At 42.1% G+C, this 17,128-nt stretch carries 18 protein-coding genes; 4 read left to right on the forward strand and 14 right to left on the reverse strand.

The genetic code is table 11. From position 1 onward, the window contains the following. Positions 1-116 precede the first annotated feature (116 nt). The 7 genes from L990_RS05700 to L990_RS05730 all read right to left on the reverse strand — a co-directional run bounded on the left by L990_RS05700 (position 117) and on the right by L990_RS05730 (position 4,521). Positions 117-1,085, reverse strand: a complete 969-nt coding sequence (locus L990_RS05700; RefSeq protein ID WP_047446393.1) for a permease — start codon at positions 1,083-1,085, stop codon at positions 117-119. Between the two features lie 46 nt (positions 1,086-1,131). Beyond that, on the reverse strand, positions 1,132-2,184 hold the full coding sequence (gene arsB / locus L990_RS05705) for an ACR3 family arsenite efflux transporter (protein WP_047446395.1): 1,053 nt from the start codon (positions 2,182-2,184) through the stop codon (positions 1,132-1,134). Positions 2,185-2,278: 94 nt separating this feature from the next. After that, positions 2,279-2,734 carry an arsenate reductase ArsC gene (locus tag L990_RS05710; RefSeq protein WP_052180770.1) on the reverse strand — a complete coding sequence of 152 codons (456 nt, stop codon included), beginning with the start codon at positions 2,732-2,734 and terminating at the stop codon, positions 2,279-2,281. A gap of 9 nt (positions 2,735-2,743) precedes the next feature. Beyond that, complete coding sequence (locus tag L990_RS05715; RefSeq protein ID WP_047446397.1) at positions 2,744-3,451, reverse strand: aromatic aminobenezylarsenical efflux permease ArsG family transporter; 708 nt, start codon at positions 3,449-3,451, stop codon at positions 2,744-2,746. Continuing rightward, the gene (locus L990_RS05720) at positions 3,452-3,883 is read right to left on the reverse strand and encodes a nitrophenyl compound nitroreductase subunit ArsF family protein (protein WP_047446399.1); all 432 of its coding nucleotides are present in this window, start codon (positions 3,881-3,883) and stop codon (positions 3,452-3,454) included. A gap of 6 nt (positions 3,884-3,889) precedes the next feature. Further along, complete coding sequence (locus tag L990_RS05725; RefSeq protein WP_047446401.1) at positions 3,890-4,123, reverse strand: thioredoxin family protein; 234 nt, start codon at positions 4,121-4,123, stop codon at positions 3,890-3,892. Positions 4,124-4,188: 65 nt separating this feature from the next. Next, complete coding sequence (locus tag L990_RS05730) at positions 4,189-4,521, reverse strand: ArsR/SmtB family transcription factor (protein ID WP_231562250.1); 333 nt, start codon at positions 4,519-4,521, stop codon at positions 4,189-4,191. A gap of 178 nt (positions 4,522-4,699) precedes the next feature. On the opposite strand from L990_RS05730, the gene L990_RS05735 reads away from it, so the two are divergent. The 4 genes from L990_RS05735 (at position 4,700) to L990_RS19130 (ending at position 8,937) form a co-directional block, all read left to right on the forward strand. Then, a complete protein-coding gene (locus L990_RS05735; protein ID WP_047446548.1) occupies positions 4,700-5,332 on the forward strand; it encodes a histidine phosphatase family protein in 633 nt (210 codons plus the stop codon). Between the two features lie 134 nt (positions 5,333-5,466). Then, positions 5,467-6,984: a GH3 auxin-responsive promoter family protein gene (locus tag L990_RS05740; protein ID WP_047446405.1), complete on the forward strand. Its 1,518-nt coding sequence runs from the start codon at positions 5,467-5,469 to the stop codon at positions 6,982-6,984. A gap of 124 nt (positions 6,985-7,108) precedes the next feature. Continuing rightward, on the forward strand, positions 7,109-7,723 hold the full coding sequence (locus L990_RS05745; RefSeq protein WP_197057244.1) for a deoxynucleoside kinase: 615 nt from the start codon (positions 7,109-7,111) through the stop codon (positions 7,721-7,723). 95 nt (positions 7,724-7,818) lie between these two features. Further along, a complete protein-coding gene (locus tag L990_RS19130; protein ID WP_052180771.1) occupies positions 7,819-8,937 on the forward strand; it encodes a thioredoxin family protein in 1,119 nt (372 codons plus the stop codon). A gap of 60 nt (positions 8,938-8,997) precedes the next feature. On the opposite strand, the gene L990_RS05755 is transcribed toward L990_RS19130, so the two are convergent. The 7 genes from L990_RS05755 to ade form a co-directional block, all read right to left on the reverse strand. Beyond that, positions 8,998-10,665, reverse strand: a complete 1,668-nt coding sequence (locus L990_RS05755; protein ID WP_047446409.1) for a S41 family peptidase — start codon at positions 10,663-10,665, stop codon at positions 8,998-9,000. A gap of 37 nt (positions 10,666-10,702) precedes the next feature. Then, positions 10,703-10,936, reverse strand: coding sequence for a membrane protein insertion efficiency factor YidD (gene yidD, locus L990_RS19650; RefSeq protein ID WP_081981610.1), 234 nt, complete (start codon positions 10,934-10,936; stop codon positions 10,703-10,705). Next, positions 10,884-11,300, reverse strand: coding sequence for a ribonuclease P protein component (gene rnpA, locus L990_RS05760; RefSeq protein ID WP_047446411.1), 417 nt, complete (start codon positions 11,298-11,300; stop codon positions 10,884-10,886). Before rnpA ends, yidD begins: the two co-directional genes overlap by 53 nt. A 214-nt stretch (positions 11,301-11,514) precedes the next feature. Further along, positions 11,515-12,267 carry a uroporphyrinogen-III synthase gene (locus tag L990_RS05765; protein ID WP_047446413.1) on the reverse strand — a complete coding sequence of 251 codons (753 nt, stop codon included), beginning with the start codon at positions 12,265-12,267 and terminating at the stop codon, positions 11,515-11,517. A gap of 41 nt (positions 12,268-12,308) precedes the next feature. After that, positions 12,309-13,562 (reverse strand): DUF4271 domain-containing protein, encoded by a 1,254-nt coding sequence (locus tag L990_RS05770; RefSeq protein WP_047446415.1) that lies wholly within the window; start codon positions 13,560-13,562, stop codon positions 12,309-12,311. Positions 13,563-13,638: 76 nt separating this feature from the next. Beyond that, on the reverse strand, positions 13,639-15,453 hold the full coding sequence (uvrC, locus tag L990_RS05775) for an excinuclease ABC subunit UvrC (protein ID WP_047446417.1): 1,815 nt from the start codon (positions 15,451-15,453) through the stop codon (positions 13,639-13,641). Next, the gene (gene ade / locus L990_RS05780; RefSeq protein ID WP_047446419.1) at positions 15,440-17,089 is read right to left on the reverse strand and encodes an adenine deaminase; all 1,650 of its coding nucleotides are present in this window, start codon (positions 17,087-17,089) and stop codon (positions 15,440-15,442) included. The genes uvrC and ade overlap by 14 nt, the downstream gene beginning before the upstream one ends. Between the last annotated feature and the right edge of the window lie 39 nt (positions 17,090-17,128).

Genomic DNA, 17,128 nt, shown 5'->3' on the forward strand with positions numbered 1-17,128 from the left:
ACCGAGGGTTCACCCGAACCATACCGAGGGTTCACCCGAACCATACCGAGGGTTCACCCGAACCATACCGAGGGTTAGCTCGAACCCTACGTTTTACCTACTGACGGCATAAAAGCCTATAGGATGAGGTTAAATAGGTACCCCGAGATTATAATGAAAAGACCAACTAGTCCAAAAAAGATTCCTATAAGCTTTAGCGTCATTACCTTCTTAAGCATGGTAGCTTCGGGCAGCGAGAGTCCAACGGTGGCCATCATAAAGGCAAGCGCAGTACCAATAGGAACACCTTTAGCCACGAGCACCTGCATTACAGGCACGATTCCGGTAGCCCCGGCGTATAGCGGAATGCCCACCAACACGGCAACAGGAACGGCAAATGGGTTATCGGGCGAGAGGTAGCTCTCGAAGAAGCCCTCAGGAACATAGCCATGCATGCCTGCACCAACGGCAATACCTACCAGCACGTAAATCCAAACCCCTTTTACAATTCCCCAAGCATCCTTGGCAATGGTAGGGAAACGCTTGGCAAAGGTGGTATGCTCGGCCTGCCACACCAAAGCCTCCTGCTGCGAGGTAGCTTGTACCTTACGCACCCACTCGCTTAGCATCGGCTCTAGCTTCAGCTTACCGAGAATAAAACCGCCAACCACACCCAGTATGATTCCGCTTAAGGCGTAAATAAGCGTCACCTTTAAACCAAAGGTTCCTAAAAACATGGCTACAGCCACCTCATTTACCAACGGCGAGGTTATCAGAAACGAGAAGGTTACCCCCAACGGAATACCTCCCTTTACAAAACCAATGAAAAGCGGAATGGAGGAGCAGGAGCAAAATGGGGTGATGGCGCCAAAAAAGGAGGCCAGCACGTACTGAAATCCGTACAGTTTACGAGTTGCCAAAAAGGTTCGTAGCCTATCTATAGGAAAGTAGGCATTTACCACCCCCATTACCAAGCTGATGGAGAATAGCAGCAGCATGATCTTGATGGTGTCGTACACAAAGAAGTTGAGCGCAGCCCCAAAATGGGTGTCGGCGGCTATTCCGAATATGCCGTAAACCAGCCAGTCGGCAAAATTTTGTATCATCAATCTAATTTAATTGTTGTGGAACAACGTCTATAAATAATATAAATCAATTTTTTATACTTTCAGGAAACCAAGAGCGCGTTCTGTTGGCAACCCGAACAAGCAGCAGCATAACGGGTACCTCTACCAGCACGCCAACCACGGTAGCTAAGGCAGCACCCGACTGCATACCAAAAAGCGATATAGCCACAGCCACAGCGAGCTCAAAAAAGTTACTTGCACCAATCATGCCGGCGGGAGCAGCAACATCGTGCGGCAGCTTCCATACCTTGGCCCAACCGTAGGCTACAAAGAAGATAAGCACCGTTTGGATAACCAGCGGGATGGCAATTAGCAGAATATGTAGCGGATTATTCAGAATCGTTTCGCCCTGAAAGGAGAAAAGTATGATAAGCGTAAGCAGCAATCCGAGTATGGTGTAGCTATCGAACTTCTTTACAAAAACGTTATTAAAGTATTCGATACCATGATGCTTAACCACATACCAGCGGGTTAATACTCCCGCTCCAAGAGGAATAACCACAAACAGAATAACCGAGAGCACAAGGGTATCCCAAGGAATGGCTACCCCACTAACCCCAAGCAGAAAGGCAACTATAGGAGCAAATGCTACCAGAATGATAAGATCGTTTACAGCAACCTGAACCAAGGTATAGGCGGCATCGCCTTTGGTAAGGTAGCTCCACACAAAAACCATTGCAGTACATGGCGCAGCGCCCAAAAGTACGGCACCTGCAAGGTACTCGTTGGCCAAGTTTTCTGGTATAAAAGCTTTAAACAATACGTAAAAGAAAAGCGACGCAATACCAAACATGGTAAATGGTTTAATCAGCCAGTTGGTAACGCAGGTAATTACGATACCTCGGGGTCGCTTTCCCACATTCACGATGCTATGAAAATCAACCTTCAGCATCATCGGGTATATCATCAGCCATATTAGTATGGCTACCGGAATCGAAACGTTGGCATACTCGAACTTACCTAAAAACTGTGGAACACTCGGTGCCAGCTGCCCAATACCAATACCAGCCAAAATGCAGAGGGCCACCCAAACTGTCAGATACTTCTCAAAGAAACCAATACCTTTTGTCTCCTCCATATGCGAGATTTTTAAGTTACGAATAGATTGGGGGATAGAAGCAGCCCCCTAACAGCAGCAGCTTCTACCCTACTATTACCTTTTGTCCACCCTGCTACTTACCCTTGCAGCTGCATTTAGGTATAGGACGAAAACCTTTAATCACCTTGGTGTAGAAGTCGTGGAACCTCTCCTTAATCTCGTCGCGCACTCGGATGTACTCTCCCCACACAAAATCGGGTTCGCCTGTAGCCTCCGAAGGATCGTCGAAACCGATATGAACACGATTTTTTACGTTACCCACAAATGCTGGGCAGCTCTCGTTGGCGCCACCGCAAACGGTAATCACGTAGTCCCACTCCTGATCGAGGTATAGTTCTACGCTTTTAGGAGTATGGGTGCTGATGTTGATACCAGCCTCGGCCATTGCCTTTACTGCGTTGGGATTTACCTGTGGTGCGGGAGCCGTACCTGCCGAGTAAACCTCCAGCGATGCATCAAACGACTGTAGCCATCCGTGAGCCATCTGGCTGCGGCAGCTATTTCCGGTACAAAGAATTAGAACCTTCATATAATCAGCTTAAAAAATAAACATGTAACCATAGTAGACGCCAACAAGGATAAAGAGTACGGCAACCACCTTACGAAACCACCTCTCGAATGTTTGCATCGTATTGTAAAACCGACCAATCCCCGAAATGCTATAGGCAACTATCCAGGCAACCACCATCACTGGTAGTCCGGTAGCAATAGCAAACACAACGGGTAGCCAGTAGCCTCCGCTTTCGGCGGCCGACATTGGTATCAGCATCCCAAAGTAGAACACTCCGCTGGTAGGACAAAAGGCCATTGAGAAGAGAATCCCCAACAAAAGAGCCCCCGTGAAACCTTTACTTTTCTCCTTTAGCTTATCGCCACCAACACTAAAAGCGGGTAGCTTCAGCTTTATCAGATCGAGCATAAAAATACCCACGAGAATTAGTAGCGGCGCAATAAACATCTCGCCATACTTGCTTATAGCCTTTTGTATGGCAAACATGCTGGCTCCCTGCCTTAGTATCGGAATAAGAATAAACCCCAACGCGGTATAGGTAACTACACGTCCTAAGGTGTAAACTATACCGTTCCAAAATATCCGGTGCCTACTCTCTATGTCTTTGCTTATATACCCAATGGCGGTGATGTTGGTAGCCAACGGACAGGGACTAACAGCTGTAAGCAGTCCCAGCAGGAAAGCCGTAACCACGGGTGTGGTGCTATTATCCAGTAACGTTTGTAGGTATTCCATCTACTTTAGCTGCTCCTTTAGTGCCTTAACTAAGCCTGCCTTAAATACATCGGGCGAATTTTTTGCGTACGAAAAGGCGTACTCCGTCATATTCTTACGCGACTCCTTACCTCCTCGCCAGCTGTTTACGAACAACGAAGACCACGTTACCTCGTAGCTATCAGCTAGCTTTTCATTTTCGGGCTTAGATATATCTACCACCTTAAAAACCAACGTTCCCTTCTTAACCTCATTGGCAAAGCTGGTTTGGACCACCTCGCGGGAGAGCTTCTCTATAGCATTACAGGTCATACAACGCTGCTTACCATGAAAGTACAACACTTCTACCCTGTTACTTTGGGCCGATTTTCCCTTAGGTTGCGCCCATAGGCTGGTATTCATCCCTGCAACCATCACAACCACTACCATCAAAATTCCCCTAAACGTACTCATAGCTTTTTATTTAGATAGAATTTCTTTTACCTCTGCTACGGTAAGGCGCTTGCCTGTTGTAACCACCTTTTCGTCTACAACCAACGCCGGAAGGCTCATCACGTTGTAGTCCATAATCTTCATGATATCCTCCTCCTTAACAAGGGTGATGTCAGCACCCAGCTCGGCAATAGCCTGCTTGGCATTTTCGTAAAGCGCCTTACATCCAGCGCAACCTGTACCTAGTACTTTTACAACCATAAGTGATAGTATTTATTAATACGTAATTCGCAAAACAACGAACATCAATCTCAAAAAAATGTACGCTAGTCACAGCATACATTACACTGCTCGCGCTGTCCAAAAAACTTGTCGAACAGGCGCTGAGCCTCAGCCCAATTAGGCTTATTAATGCAGTAGCGAACCTTGGGAGCCTCAATTTCTCCCTGTATCAGGCCCGCCTCCTTAAGCTCCTTAAGGTGCTGCGACACCGTAGCCTTTGCAATGGGGAGTACCTCAAAGATATCTCCAAAGAAGCAGCTATCCTGCGCAGCAAGAAATTGGAGGATGGCCATGCGGGTAGGATGCCCCATCGCCTTAGCATATCGAGCTACCGCTTCCAGCTCATTCACCTCAATTTTTGTACAACTATTACCCATACTGTATGTATTGTTCGCAAACCTACGAACAATATTTGAATTATGCATAGCTTCGCCTGAGATTTATACTTTATTCAGAATAAAAGCTAGAATGTGTTTTAATAGAAAGCTGATGGCAATACCTGAGCGGTCGCATTCCCCCAGAAATTCTATCTTTGAGCTAACAACCAACAAAGCCATGATAAAACGAATCTACTTTGCTCGCCACGGCGAGACCGATTGCAACAAGCAAAACCTAATACAGGGCAAGGGTATTGATGCTCCCTTAAACCAGCTGGGGCACCGTCAGGCACAAGCTTTCTACGATCACTACCACCATATTCCCTTCGATAGGGTTTACACAACCTCCCTACAGCGCACCCGTCAATCCATGGCTCCCCTAATTGCAAGTGGGGTTCCACATGAAACAAACCCAGGATTCGATGAGATGAACTTCGGAATTATGGAGGGGCAACCCATGTTTGATGAGCAGGGACAGTTTGCCCTAGAGTGGCTACTGACCCAATGGCGTAACGGCGACGGCGACGCGAAGGTAGAAAAGGGCGAAAGTCCTAACGAGGTAATGGATCGTATCGCCAAAGCGCTAGATCAGGTGATAGCCCGTACCGATGAAACCAACGTGGTGGTATGCATGCATGGTAGAGCCATACGTGTGCTGCTCTGCTACCTGCTGGACGAACCGATATCGCAGATGGAGCATCACCCCCACAATAACCTAGGCGTTTCGCTCTTCGAGTACAGCTACGATACGGAAAAATATACTCCCATCTTTCTGGCAAGCTACGAACACCTCGAAAAGTTGTCGATGTAGCTGCTACCGTAAGGTGTAAGTAGGGTTAAGCTAAAAGCGTGGAACAGCTCGCGAAAAAACAGATAACTTTTACACCAACAGGTTGGGAAAACCAACAAAAAGTTATATTTGAAAGTAAATACACTCAAAAGTAGATGCCAATTATCAACTCAATAGTAAGCCTGCTCAGTTCGAAGCGACTGAAAAGCATTGACGATTTCCGAAAGCGACCTTTCGAAACCCAAGAGTGCATACTCAAACGGCTTATCGAAACCGCCAAATCGACAGAATGGGGTAAAATGCATGACTTTGCATCGATAGGCAGCATCGAAACTTTTCAGCAACGCACACCTATACAGGACTACAACCAGGTTAAGCCATTCATCGAGCGGATACGCTCGGGCGAGCAGAATGTGCTATGGCCAACAGAAATTCGTTGGTTTGCCAAATCGTCGGGAACTACCGAAGATAAGAGCAAGTTTATTCCTGTAAGCAACGAATCGCTGGAAGAGATACACTTCCAGGGTGGTAAGGATACGCTTACGGTGTATACCAACAACTATCCCGAAACTGGCATCTACAGCGGTAAAGGGTTAACCTTAGGTGGCAGCCACCAAATCGACAAGCTAAACGACAAGGCCTTTACGGGCGACCTATCGGCCATTCTAATAGAAAATATACCTTTTTGGGCCGACCTAATGCGTACGCCCAGCCAAAAGGTAGCGCTTATCCCCGATTTCGAGGAAAAGATGCGCCGCATTGCCGAGGAGGCCATCCCACTAAACGTTACATACTTTGCAGGGGTACCATCGTGGAACCTTGTGCTTATGAAGTATATACTGGAGCACACCGGAAAGAAAAATCTGTTTGAGGTATGGCCCAACATGGAGCTCTTTATACATGGAGGGGTTAGCTTTACTCCCTACCGCGAGCAGTACCGAAAGCTACTTCCATCGGACTACATGAACTACATGGAAACCTACAACGCTTCGGAAGGATTCTTTGCGCTGCAGGACGACCCATCGTCGAGCGACATGCTACTAATGCTGGACTATAGCATCTTCTACGAGTTTATCCCAATGGACCGCTTCTTCGACGACAATGTAACCCCACTTACCATTGCCGACGTGCAAACAGGCGTTAACTACGCCATAGTGATAACCACCAACGGAGGCCTATGGCGGTATGTGATTGGTGATACGGTGGAGTTCACCTCGCTATATCCCCATAAAATTAAAATTACCGGAAGAACTAAGCACTACATAAACACCTTTGGAGAAGAGGTGATTATAGATAACGCCGAACAGGCCGTAAAGGCTGCCTGCAATGCAACAGGTGCCATCATCAACGAGTATACCGCAGCCCCTATATACATGGGGAACAATGGAACGGGTGGTCACGAGTGGCTTTTCGAGTTCCAAAAGATGCCGGCAAACATGGATGCTTTTATCGACACACTCGATCAGAAGCTTATCTCCATCAACTCCGACTACGAAGCTAAGCGATACAAAAACATAACGCTACAGCGTCCGGTGGTTCATGCGCTAAAGCAGGGAGTGTTCTACCAGTGGCTCAAAGAGTCGGGTAAGCTAGGTGGGCAAAATAAGGTTCCACGACTTTTCAATGCAAGAGACTACGTCGAGAAGCTTTTGACGATAAACGAAAAACTATAGAGTAGCATCAGCGACCTCAAAATTCAAAAAAAACGCAGTCAGCAAAATCAAATAACCATATTTTGATATCTTGCTGCCTCGTTATCACATAAAAAAACAAGGCCTCAAATTAAGGTTAGAAATGATTCAAATTGCAGTAGCAGGTAACATTGGAAGCGGTAAAACAACACTCACCAAAATGCTTTCTAAGAGTCTAGGTTGGGATGCTATGTACGAAGATCTAGAACAAAATCCCTACATCAACGACTTCTATGGGGATATGCCCCGGTGGTCGTTTAACCTACAAATCTACTTTTTGCACTCGCGACTAAAGCAAATAGTAGACGTAAGAAGGAAGGAACGAAACGTAATACAAGACCGAACCGTTTATGAGGATGCCTACATCTTTGCCCCCAACCTTCACCAAATGGGATTAATGACCGAAAGAGACTTCAACACCTACACCAAGCTTTTCAATCTTACCACCTCGCTAGTTCATCCTCCAGAGCTGCTAATCTACATCAAATCATCTTCCAAAACCTTAGTACGCCAAATTGCTAGTCGTGGTCGCGATTACGAAAAGAACATAAGCCCTGAATATCTTGATAACCTTAACGAGCTTTACAACAAGTGGATCCAAAGCTACAATCAAGGTAAGCTTCTAATCATCGACATTGATGAGCATAACTTCTTAGATCACAAGGAGGAATACGTAAAGGTACTGGAAATGGTTAGAGAAAAGATAGCTTCCGAATCGTAAACCCAAATAAATGGCACGTAAGATAAAGGGTTTAGATCAACTGTATCTAAACTTTTTTAGATTTGCCAAGCTTAAATCATAACATAAAACGCCTTATGAAAAAATTAGCATTAGGACTTACCCTTGTGTTAGCCGCAGGGAGTCTGTTTGCCCAGAATCGTAGCGTAGACTTCCAGCACGCTACCTTTGCAGAAGTAAAAGCAAAAGCAAAAGCCGCCAACAAACCCATCTTTTTTGATGGTTTCACCACTTGGTGTGGCCCCTGCAAGTACATGGCCAATACCGTATTTACCCAAGATAAGGTAGCCGACTTCTTTAACGATAAGTTCATCAACACCAAGTTTGATATGGAAAAAGGCGAAGGTGTTGAGCTTGCCAAGAAGTTTGAGGTAAAAGCATTCCCAACTTTTCTTATACTAGATACTGCCGGCAATGTCATTCACCGAATTGTAGGTGGCGCCGAGGCCGATGAGTTTATGGAAAAAGTAAAGGTTGGATTAAATCCGGAGACCTCTTTAGCTGGACAAAAGGCAAAATATGATAATGGTAACCGCGATGCTAAATTCATACTAGGCTACCTAAAGACTCTACAAGATGCCTACATGCAGCAGGAGTCGGAAACCATTGCTCAAGGTTACCTCAAATCGCTAAAAGAAAACGAAAGAGTAACCAAGGATAATTGGGAAGTTTATAACGACTTTGTAAATGATCTTTTCAGCAAAGACTTCATTTTTATCCTAACCAACCGTCTTAAGTTTACCGAGGTTGCAGGAGATTCTGCCGTAACCGCCAAAATAGGCTCTGTTTTCTCATCAAAAGCAATGTCCCTACTAGTTAACCGTCGTGGAACGGTTTATAGCAAGGAAGAGTCTAAAAAGGTGCGCGATTTCATCGGAACATGCGGAGTTAAGGATAGCCAAACCTACCTCGCTCTTCTAGACATGGCAGACGCTAAGGCAGCCAAGAATGGTACAGCAATTGCCGCCTTGGCCGAAAAAGCAGTTAAAAACACCAACATTTCGGATAGAGATAGCTACAACATCCTTTCGCAAGCAGTTCCTGTTGTAACCGACTACGGAACAAAAAACGATTTCCAGGTGCTGTCAAACGCTATTGATGCTAGAATTTCAACCTTAAAGGAGGAAAAGGCAAAGCCTTACTTTGAGCAGTTTAAAAAGCAGCTTACCGATAAAATGAACGAAGTAAAGAAGTAAGCTTCAATCATAAAAGAAAAGGGCAACCGTAATGGTTGCCCTTTTTTATTTTGCGACAAGCTACTTCCTTGCCAATATCTCCATGCTTTTTTGTGTATTCTCAGCAGCCTTTAGTGCTTCCTTAACCTGAGGGTCTGTCATTAACGATCGCTCAATCTTGCCTCTTTGATAGTGATATCTACCAATAAGCTCATCTTCCAAGTAGGACTTCAGCTCATCTTTAAAGAGCATCAAATCTTTTTGTTTGTCGTGTGTTAGCTGCTTCTTTAGGGCAGCGAGCTCCTTTTGCGAATGATCGTAGTACTTGTCCTTCTTTACCGCCTCTTCGAGCTGCTTTACCAACACCTCGGTTTGGGTCGTATAATCGTAATTTTTATTGGACAAGAAGCTAACAAAATCGCTATAGTCCCTATCCGAAAAGCTGAACTTACGAACATCTGGCACCTCCGAATGCTTAACGTAGTACTCGTTAATGTAGTCGGATATTAACCCCTTACTCAAAAGGCTGATAGCGATCTTGCTCATATTCTCCGCATCAACCTTAATATCGGGCATAATGCCACCACCATCAAAAACGATTCTACCATTCTTGGTCTTAAACTTCGATATCAACGAGTCTGGCACAGTACCCACGCTTCCATCCGGATTTCTATGCGAATAATCCAACGCTTGGATACATCTACCGGAAGGTATGTAGTATTTCGCCGTCGTAATTTTAAGCTGAGAGTTATAACCTAATGGTCGGGTGGTTTGCACCAACCCCTTACCAAATGTTCGATTACCAACCACTACAGCCCTATCCAAATCTTGTAAAGCTCCCGAAACAATTTCTGAAGCAGAAGCAGAACCGCTATTTACCAGAACAACCAAAGGTATTTTGGTGTCAACTGGCTCTGTTTCGGTTTTGTAGGTAGCATCAAATTCCTTAACCTTACCTTTGGTGCTCACCACAAGTTGTCCGCGTGGAACAAAAAGGCCTACAACCTTCACCGCCTCATTAAGCAAACCACCTGGGTTCCCTCTCAGATCAAGCACAATAGAAGATGCCCCCTGCTTCTTTAGGTTGATCACGGCATCTTTAACCTCCTTGCTACAATCGGTAGTAAAGTTGGTAAAACGGATATACCCAACCTTATCCTTTACAATTCCGTAGTAAGGAACTGATGGTATTTTAATGATCTCGCGGGTTACAACAACATCCGCTGTATCTTTACCCTTAAGTTTCAAAACCTTCAAGTACATCTTAGAGCCAGCCTTACCCTTAAGCATTGCGCTAACAGCAGAAACATCTAACCCTTTTATCGACTTATTGTCAATGCTCAAAAGCAAATCTCCAGCAACAAGTCCAGCTTTTGCGGCGGGAAATGCTTCGTAAGGTTCTGATATCTCAATGTAATCGCCCTGCTTACGAATCAACGCCCCCATACCTCCATACTGCCCGGTTGTCATAAATTCAAAATCCTCCATCTCATCAGCGGGAATGTAGGTGGTGTATGGATCCAGAGTTGACAGCATTTCGGTAATGGCCTTGTTTACCAAATCTTCAGTCTTTACCTCGTCAACATAAAAAATATTCAACTCTCGAAGTACGTTGAAGAAAAGATCTAAGCTCTTTGCAAAATTGTAGTTTGGACTAGTAAACGAAAACATCACAAAAAGAGCCATCCCTGATAACCCAATTGCAATATACCTCTTCGTTCCTTTCAGTTTTTCTTTTAAGCTATTCATAAACAACCATTGATATGGTAAAACGTTAATTATATTCTTAGGGAACAGGATCGTACCCGCTCCCACCCCAAGGGTTACAGCGCAATATACGCCAAATAGCCAACCATAAACCCTTTATAGGTCCGTGCTTTCTCAGCGCCTGCACTGCATAAGCAGAGCAAGTTGGAGTGAACCTACATGAGGGAGGCTTTAGCGGAGATATAGCGTGCTGATAAAATCTAATCGGGACTATCAGCAGCCACACCAGCAGGTTTCGACAATATTTTAGCAACCTTTTCAAGTACTATCCTAATTTTTGGTTCAATATCACTAAACTCCATCGTTTCTTTCGACACATAAACTAACATCAAATGCAAGCCAATGTTGTGCTCTCTCAAAACATCCTTCAAAGGTTGCTTATTTAGCCTAAAACCTTCGCGTATTCGCCGCTTAATGTAGTTTCGCTTAACTGCTCGCTTAAAGTTACGTTTAGATACGCTTATACCCAACTTTAAGCCCTCCTTTTCAGAAAAAGCAGTAGTTCTAAAGACAACCTTGAAGGGATACACAAAAATAGATTCAGAGTCGCTAAAAAGCAGCTCAAAATCCTTTTTACTACATAATCGCTCGGTTTTATAAAACCTATTTTCCTTCATGGATTGCTATTTCTCAAATTTATTAATTAAAAAGCTAAGCTACACAAAAGTAGAGAACAGACTCCGTTAATCAACCTTTATAAATCTACAACAGGTTGTTAAGACGTAAATATAAAACCAACACGTCTTCCTCTCAACAAGGTTCAAATAAAAATCGCCTTAAACAATTCCTAGCGAAATTAATTTAAGGCGATGTATTTTGATAGTCTTAAGACTACTTATTTTCTTTATGGTTCTTCTTTATAAACAACTCTAGCGCTTTAGCCATAGAGGGAGCCTCTGGTGTTGGGGCTTCTAAATCTAATCGTAAGCTATTATCTTTTACGGCTTTTGCTGTCGCAGGACCAAATGCTCCAATCTTTTTATCCCCCTGAACGTAATTAGGGAAATTTTCGGATAAAGATGCAATTCCAGTAGGACTGTAGAAAATTACAAGATCGTAATTATCTATTTTCATATCGCTAAGGTCGCTGCTAACAGTCTTAAAAAGAATAGACTTAGTATAGTTAATCTTAGCTTTATCTAGAGCCTTAGGGATTTCTGGCTTATGTACATCAGAAAGCGGAAGAAGGAACTTTTCATCCTTATGCTTAACAATGGAATCCATTAGATCTTCGAACTTTCCGTTACCAAAAAAGATTTTACGCTTGCGGTATACGATATATTTTTGCAGGTATAGTGCAATCGACTCCGAAATACAAAAGTACTTCATCGTTTCAGGAACCGTAATGCGAAGCTCCTCACAAATACGGAAAAAATGATCAATTGCAGTTCGTGCAGTAAAAATCACAGCCGTATGTGCAAGAATATCAACTTTTTGTTGTCTGAACTCTTTCGAATTTACGCCCTCTACTTTGATAAAAGGACGAAAATCAATCTTGAGCCCGTACTTTTCCGCGGTTTCTTGGTACGGCGATTTTTCGGTACCTGGATCGGGTTGCGAAATTAGAACTCTCTTGACTTTCAAGGCTGTAAGTTTTAAAATTGTGACTAAATGCTCTTTGCCACCTACTGCAGCAGATACAATGCAACAGCTATAGGTAGCATTTCAAGGGTGCAAAAGTATAAAAACCAAAAGAAAAATGAAACTCTATAGCTAAGAAATAGTCTTAACGACCTAATAATATACTGTACTAATAAAATGATAACTAAATAAATGGATAGGTATATAAATACTTTAGAAACTACCGCATCTGCATAAGAGGCAACAACGAGTAAAGGAAAAATTGCCAAAGCAAAAGATGTATAAAAAATAAGGTGATTATACTTCAACTCACTAAACAGCTCGCTATTTCTAGAAATATTTCCGAGCACATTCCAAGAGAAAACTTTGGCAAAAAACAGGGAAAGAATAGCCAGAAAGAAAACAAAGTAGCTAAGTAAAATACCAAACTCTCTCACAAAATTTCCAGCAAATCGCTGCGCAATAAGGATCGAAAAGACGGTAAATGTAAGAACGTAAAAAATAGTAGAAAACAGAGCAAATCGCTTAAAAGATAGAGATCTGCTTTGATAGCTTTTACGAGCCTCCCTAATGCTTATAAAACTCTGAATTATAGACAGCGCATTCTTAAACTGGAATTTAAGGCTTGTAATAAAAAGTATTATGCCGATAGTAAGCACAACAAAACTAACAAATCCTAAGTTTTGAGTTTCTCTAGGCTTCGCCTCCCCTACCCGTGCAGGATTAACAAGCTGAACCTTCGCACTAAATCTCCCATAAACCAACTCGGGGTGACTTTCGAGCAAAACGTACGAATCACGTGAAACATACTCCTGCAATCCAAAACGATCAAGTAACGACGAATCTATATCACCAAAATTAAAGTCGGCCGAAGCAAAATTAATTTTAGGGAGAGAGTCTATTGCAGGCCGCAAAGCTAAACTATCAATCTTGGCAGCAGGCAAAGAATCGGAAGATTGAACTTTTACCGAATCGGCAGCTGTAAGAGGGGGTAAATTTACAGTTAACTGCTCAGAAGGTAGAACAATTCCTTGATGCTCGTAAAAACGGAAATTAGCCACATTTTTGTTGTTCTCAAACGCTGCTTTCCGCATGATATTAGATGGCAAAATACTTTGGCATGCTTCCATGGTAATGTCGTAAGAACCATGGTCGACATTAGTCGCCAACAACGTTGGATAGAAAGTTGATCCGTAAGTTTTCGTATTTACAAGTTGATTAAAAACTTTTGTATCAGTCTTTTGCTGTTGAACCTTTAAACTATCCTTGCGTACTTTTAGTGAATCACCAGATTTCATATCATCCTTTTACTCCGACAAATATAGCTCTTAATGTTTTGAATGCTGCAACATTTCAATTATCAACCGAACCCTTTTAAGGTGTTGAAATAAAATAATCGGTAATAATTTTAGCCCGACGTTGACCAACTACGGCACTCAACTCCTCAATAGTGGCCTCTCTCATTTTTTTTACCGTTTTAAATTTCGAGTACAAATCCATAGCCGTTTTTTCACCAATCCCTGGTATCGATTTTATTTCTGATTTAATAAAACTATCAGAACGCTTATTGCGGTGAAATGTAATACCAAAACGGTGAGCCTCATCCCTAATATGCATCAACACCTTCAAACTTTCCGAATTTTTATCCAAGTATAATGGCACAGAATCATTCGGAAAATAGATTTCTTCCATCCTCTTAGCCAAGCCAACCACAGGTATTTTATCCAAAAGATTCAGTTCCTTTAAAGAACTTACAGCTGCGGAAAGCTGCCCTTTACCACCATCTATAACGATTAAATTAGGAAGACCCGCACCCTCGTCCAAAAGCCGCTTGTAACGCCTAAAGACGATCTCCCTCATCGAAGCAAAGTCATCGGGTCCAACAACCGTTTTAACATTAAAATGCCGATAATCCTTTTTTGATGGCTTTGCATTTTTAAAAACGACACAAGCAGCAACCGGATTAGTTCCTTGGATATTTGAGTTATCAAAGCACTCGATATGTACTGGCAAATCATCCAAGTAAAGATCCTTCTTTAGCGTCGTTAGAATTCGTTCTGTATGCCTTTCAGGATCGACCTTTTCTAGCTGCTTCATTTTTTCCAAACGAAACATTTTGGCATTTTTCTCAGACAACTCCAAAAGTTTCAGTTTATCGCCTCGCTGAGGAATTGTATACGTAGCATTAGGAAGTTCTTGATCAGGAAGAAAAGGGACAACCACCTCACGCGAAATAAAGCCAAGTCGCTGATACATCTCAGCAATAACAAAAGACAGAATGCTCTCCTGCTCTTCTTCTATTTGTAGCTTAATTTCAAAGTTGTGCGATTGAACTATCATACCTTTATTTACCCGCATAAAATTTGCAAATGCGACATTCGAATCGAAAACTAAAGAAAAAACATCCAGGTTAGAAATGCTAGTGCTAACAATGACTGACTTGCTTTGATACGTTTGCAAGAGTTCAATTTTTTGCTTTAAAGATTGAGCGTCTTCAAAACGATACTCCTCCGAAGCTTTTAGCATACTTTCCTTCAAAAGCGCAACAACTTCCACTAAATTCCCTCTAAGTATCTCTATAATTTCTTTAATTGAACTATCGTAATAATCTATTAAACTATAATTTACACATGGAGCTTTACAGTTTCCTATGTGATATTCAAGACAAGGCTTATACTTCCCCTTAGATATGCTAACCTCATCAAGCAATAAATTACATGTTCGAAGAGGATATATTTGCTTTATGAGATCCAACAAAATCCGAAGCAATGTTACCGAAGTATAGGGTCCAAAATATTTTGTACCATCTTTAACATACCTTCGAGTCGAAAAGACTCTAGGAAAAAATTCATTTTTAATTGCAATCCAAGGATAGGTTTTATCATCCTTCAAATTTATATTATATCGGGGTTGCAGTTTCTTTATCAAATTATTTTCCAGCAGCAATGCATCAGATTCTGTTGGGACAACAATATGCTTTATATCTCTAATTTTCTTAACCAAGACTAACAGTTTCTTGCTTTCGAAACGGCGCGATGTAAAGTATGAAGCGACCCTTTTTTTGAGATCTTTTGCTTTACCAACATAAATAACAACTCCTTCCTCATTCAAATACTGGTAAACACCAGGCTGATTGGGAAGGAGATTTACAAGACTCTTTAAATATTCAGAATGCTTACTTTCGCTCATTTTCAAAAAGAGAAGTTGGTTTAAATGCAACAACATCAAACAAACCCTGATCTGATATTTTTAATTCAGGTATTACCACCAAAGACATAAAAGCCATCGTCATAAATGGTGCTTTCATTTTAGACCCGCTCCTTTGTGCCACCTCCAACAAATGCCGGTATTTCGATGCAACAACTTCAGCGCTACTATCAGACATAATCCCAGCAACAGGCAATTCCAAAATTTCAAAAATATCATCATCTGCATACGCCAAACCTCCCTTCGCGTTTACCACGCCATTTACAACCTTTACAATAGACTCGTCATCAACACCTACAGCTACAATATTATGAGAATCATGAGAAACACTACTACAAATAGCCCCCTTCTTTAATCCAAAACCTTTAATAAAACCAACACTTGGTTTTGCTTTCATATACCTATTTAAAACAACAATCTTCAAAACATCCTTATCAGGTGACGCCAAAACAGTATTACCAACAACATCTAAAGAACAAATATCCTTTTTCGTATAAAGTTCACCTTCAATAGTTGAGATAACTTTTACATCAACAGATGAATGGCCTTCATAAAAAACTGAGATATCGTTCAAATCTATATAATTCTCACAAAAATTATTCACCACTTCAACAGCAACATCATTACATTTAGACGTCCCTTTTTCATAAACGACAATCCCATTAATGACGGTTTTCAGAACATTCAAATCCGTCAAATTATCCACAACAATAAAATCAGCAGGATCACCCTTTTGCAACAACCCAACAGGTAAGCCATAATGCTTAACCGCATTATAGTTTGATATCTTCATCGTATCAAAAAAATCGACACCCGCAAGAATCGCGCGCTTAACCTGTTTCAAAAAATACTCATCCAGCAAATCATCTGGATGACAATCGTCAGAACAAAGCATCACCATATCGGGATACTTTTTGGCAACACCAATCAAAGAATCAAAATTTTTCGCAGCGCTACCTTCACGAATTTGAATTTTCATCCCCAATTTCACCTTCAATTCTGCCTCATCAACAGACATACATTCATGATCAGATGTAATTCCAGACTTAACATACTTCAAAAGATCATCACCAATCAAACCGGGAGCATGACCATCCACCTTCAACCCTCTTCCCAAAGCAGATTCTATTTTCGTCAGCACATCTTCATCTCCACTTACCACTCCAGGGAAATTCATCATTTCCGCCAAGTAATAATAATTCCCAGAAGCAAGCAATTCATCTACAATTTTCGAATCCAAAACAAACCCAGACCTATCAAAACTAACAGCAGGAACACAAGAAGGAACACCAAAGAAAAACTTAAAACCAGAATCCAAACCATTTTTCCTCATATATTCCATCCCAGAAACACCCAACACATTCGCAATCTCATGAGGATCACTCACAGTTGCAACCACACCAAACTGAACAGAAACCTTTGCAAACTCAGACGGAACAAGCATTGAACTCTCTATATGAACATGAGAATCAACAAAACCTGGCATAACAAACAACTCACCTTCAACCTTAGAGGATATTTCCAAAACAGAAACAACACCTTTTAAATCATAACATATCTCGCCAAAATAAACCCTTTGCTGTTCTAAATCAACTATATTACCTCTCTGTACCAACATAATAAATATTTTTTTTACAGTTCCACGTGAAACATATTT

Origin of the sequence: Alistipes sp. ZOR0009 (assembly GCF_000798815.1) — a bacterium.
GTDB lineage: Bacteria > Bacteroidota > Bacteroidia > Bacteroidales > ZOR0009 > Acetobacteroides.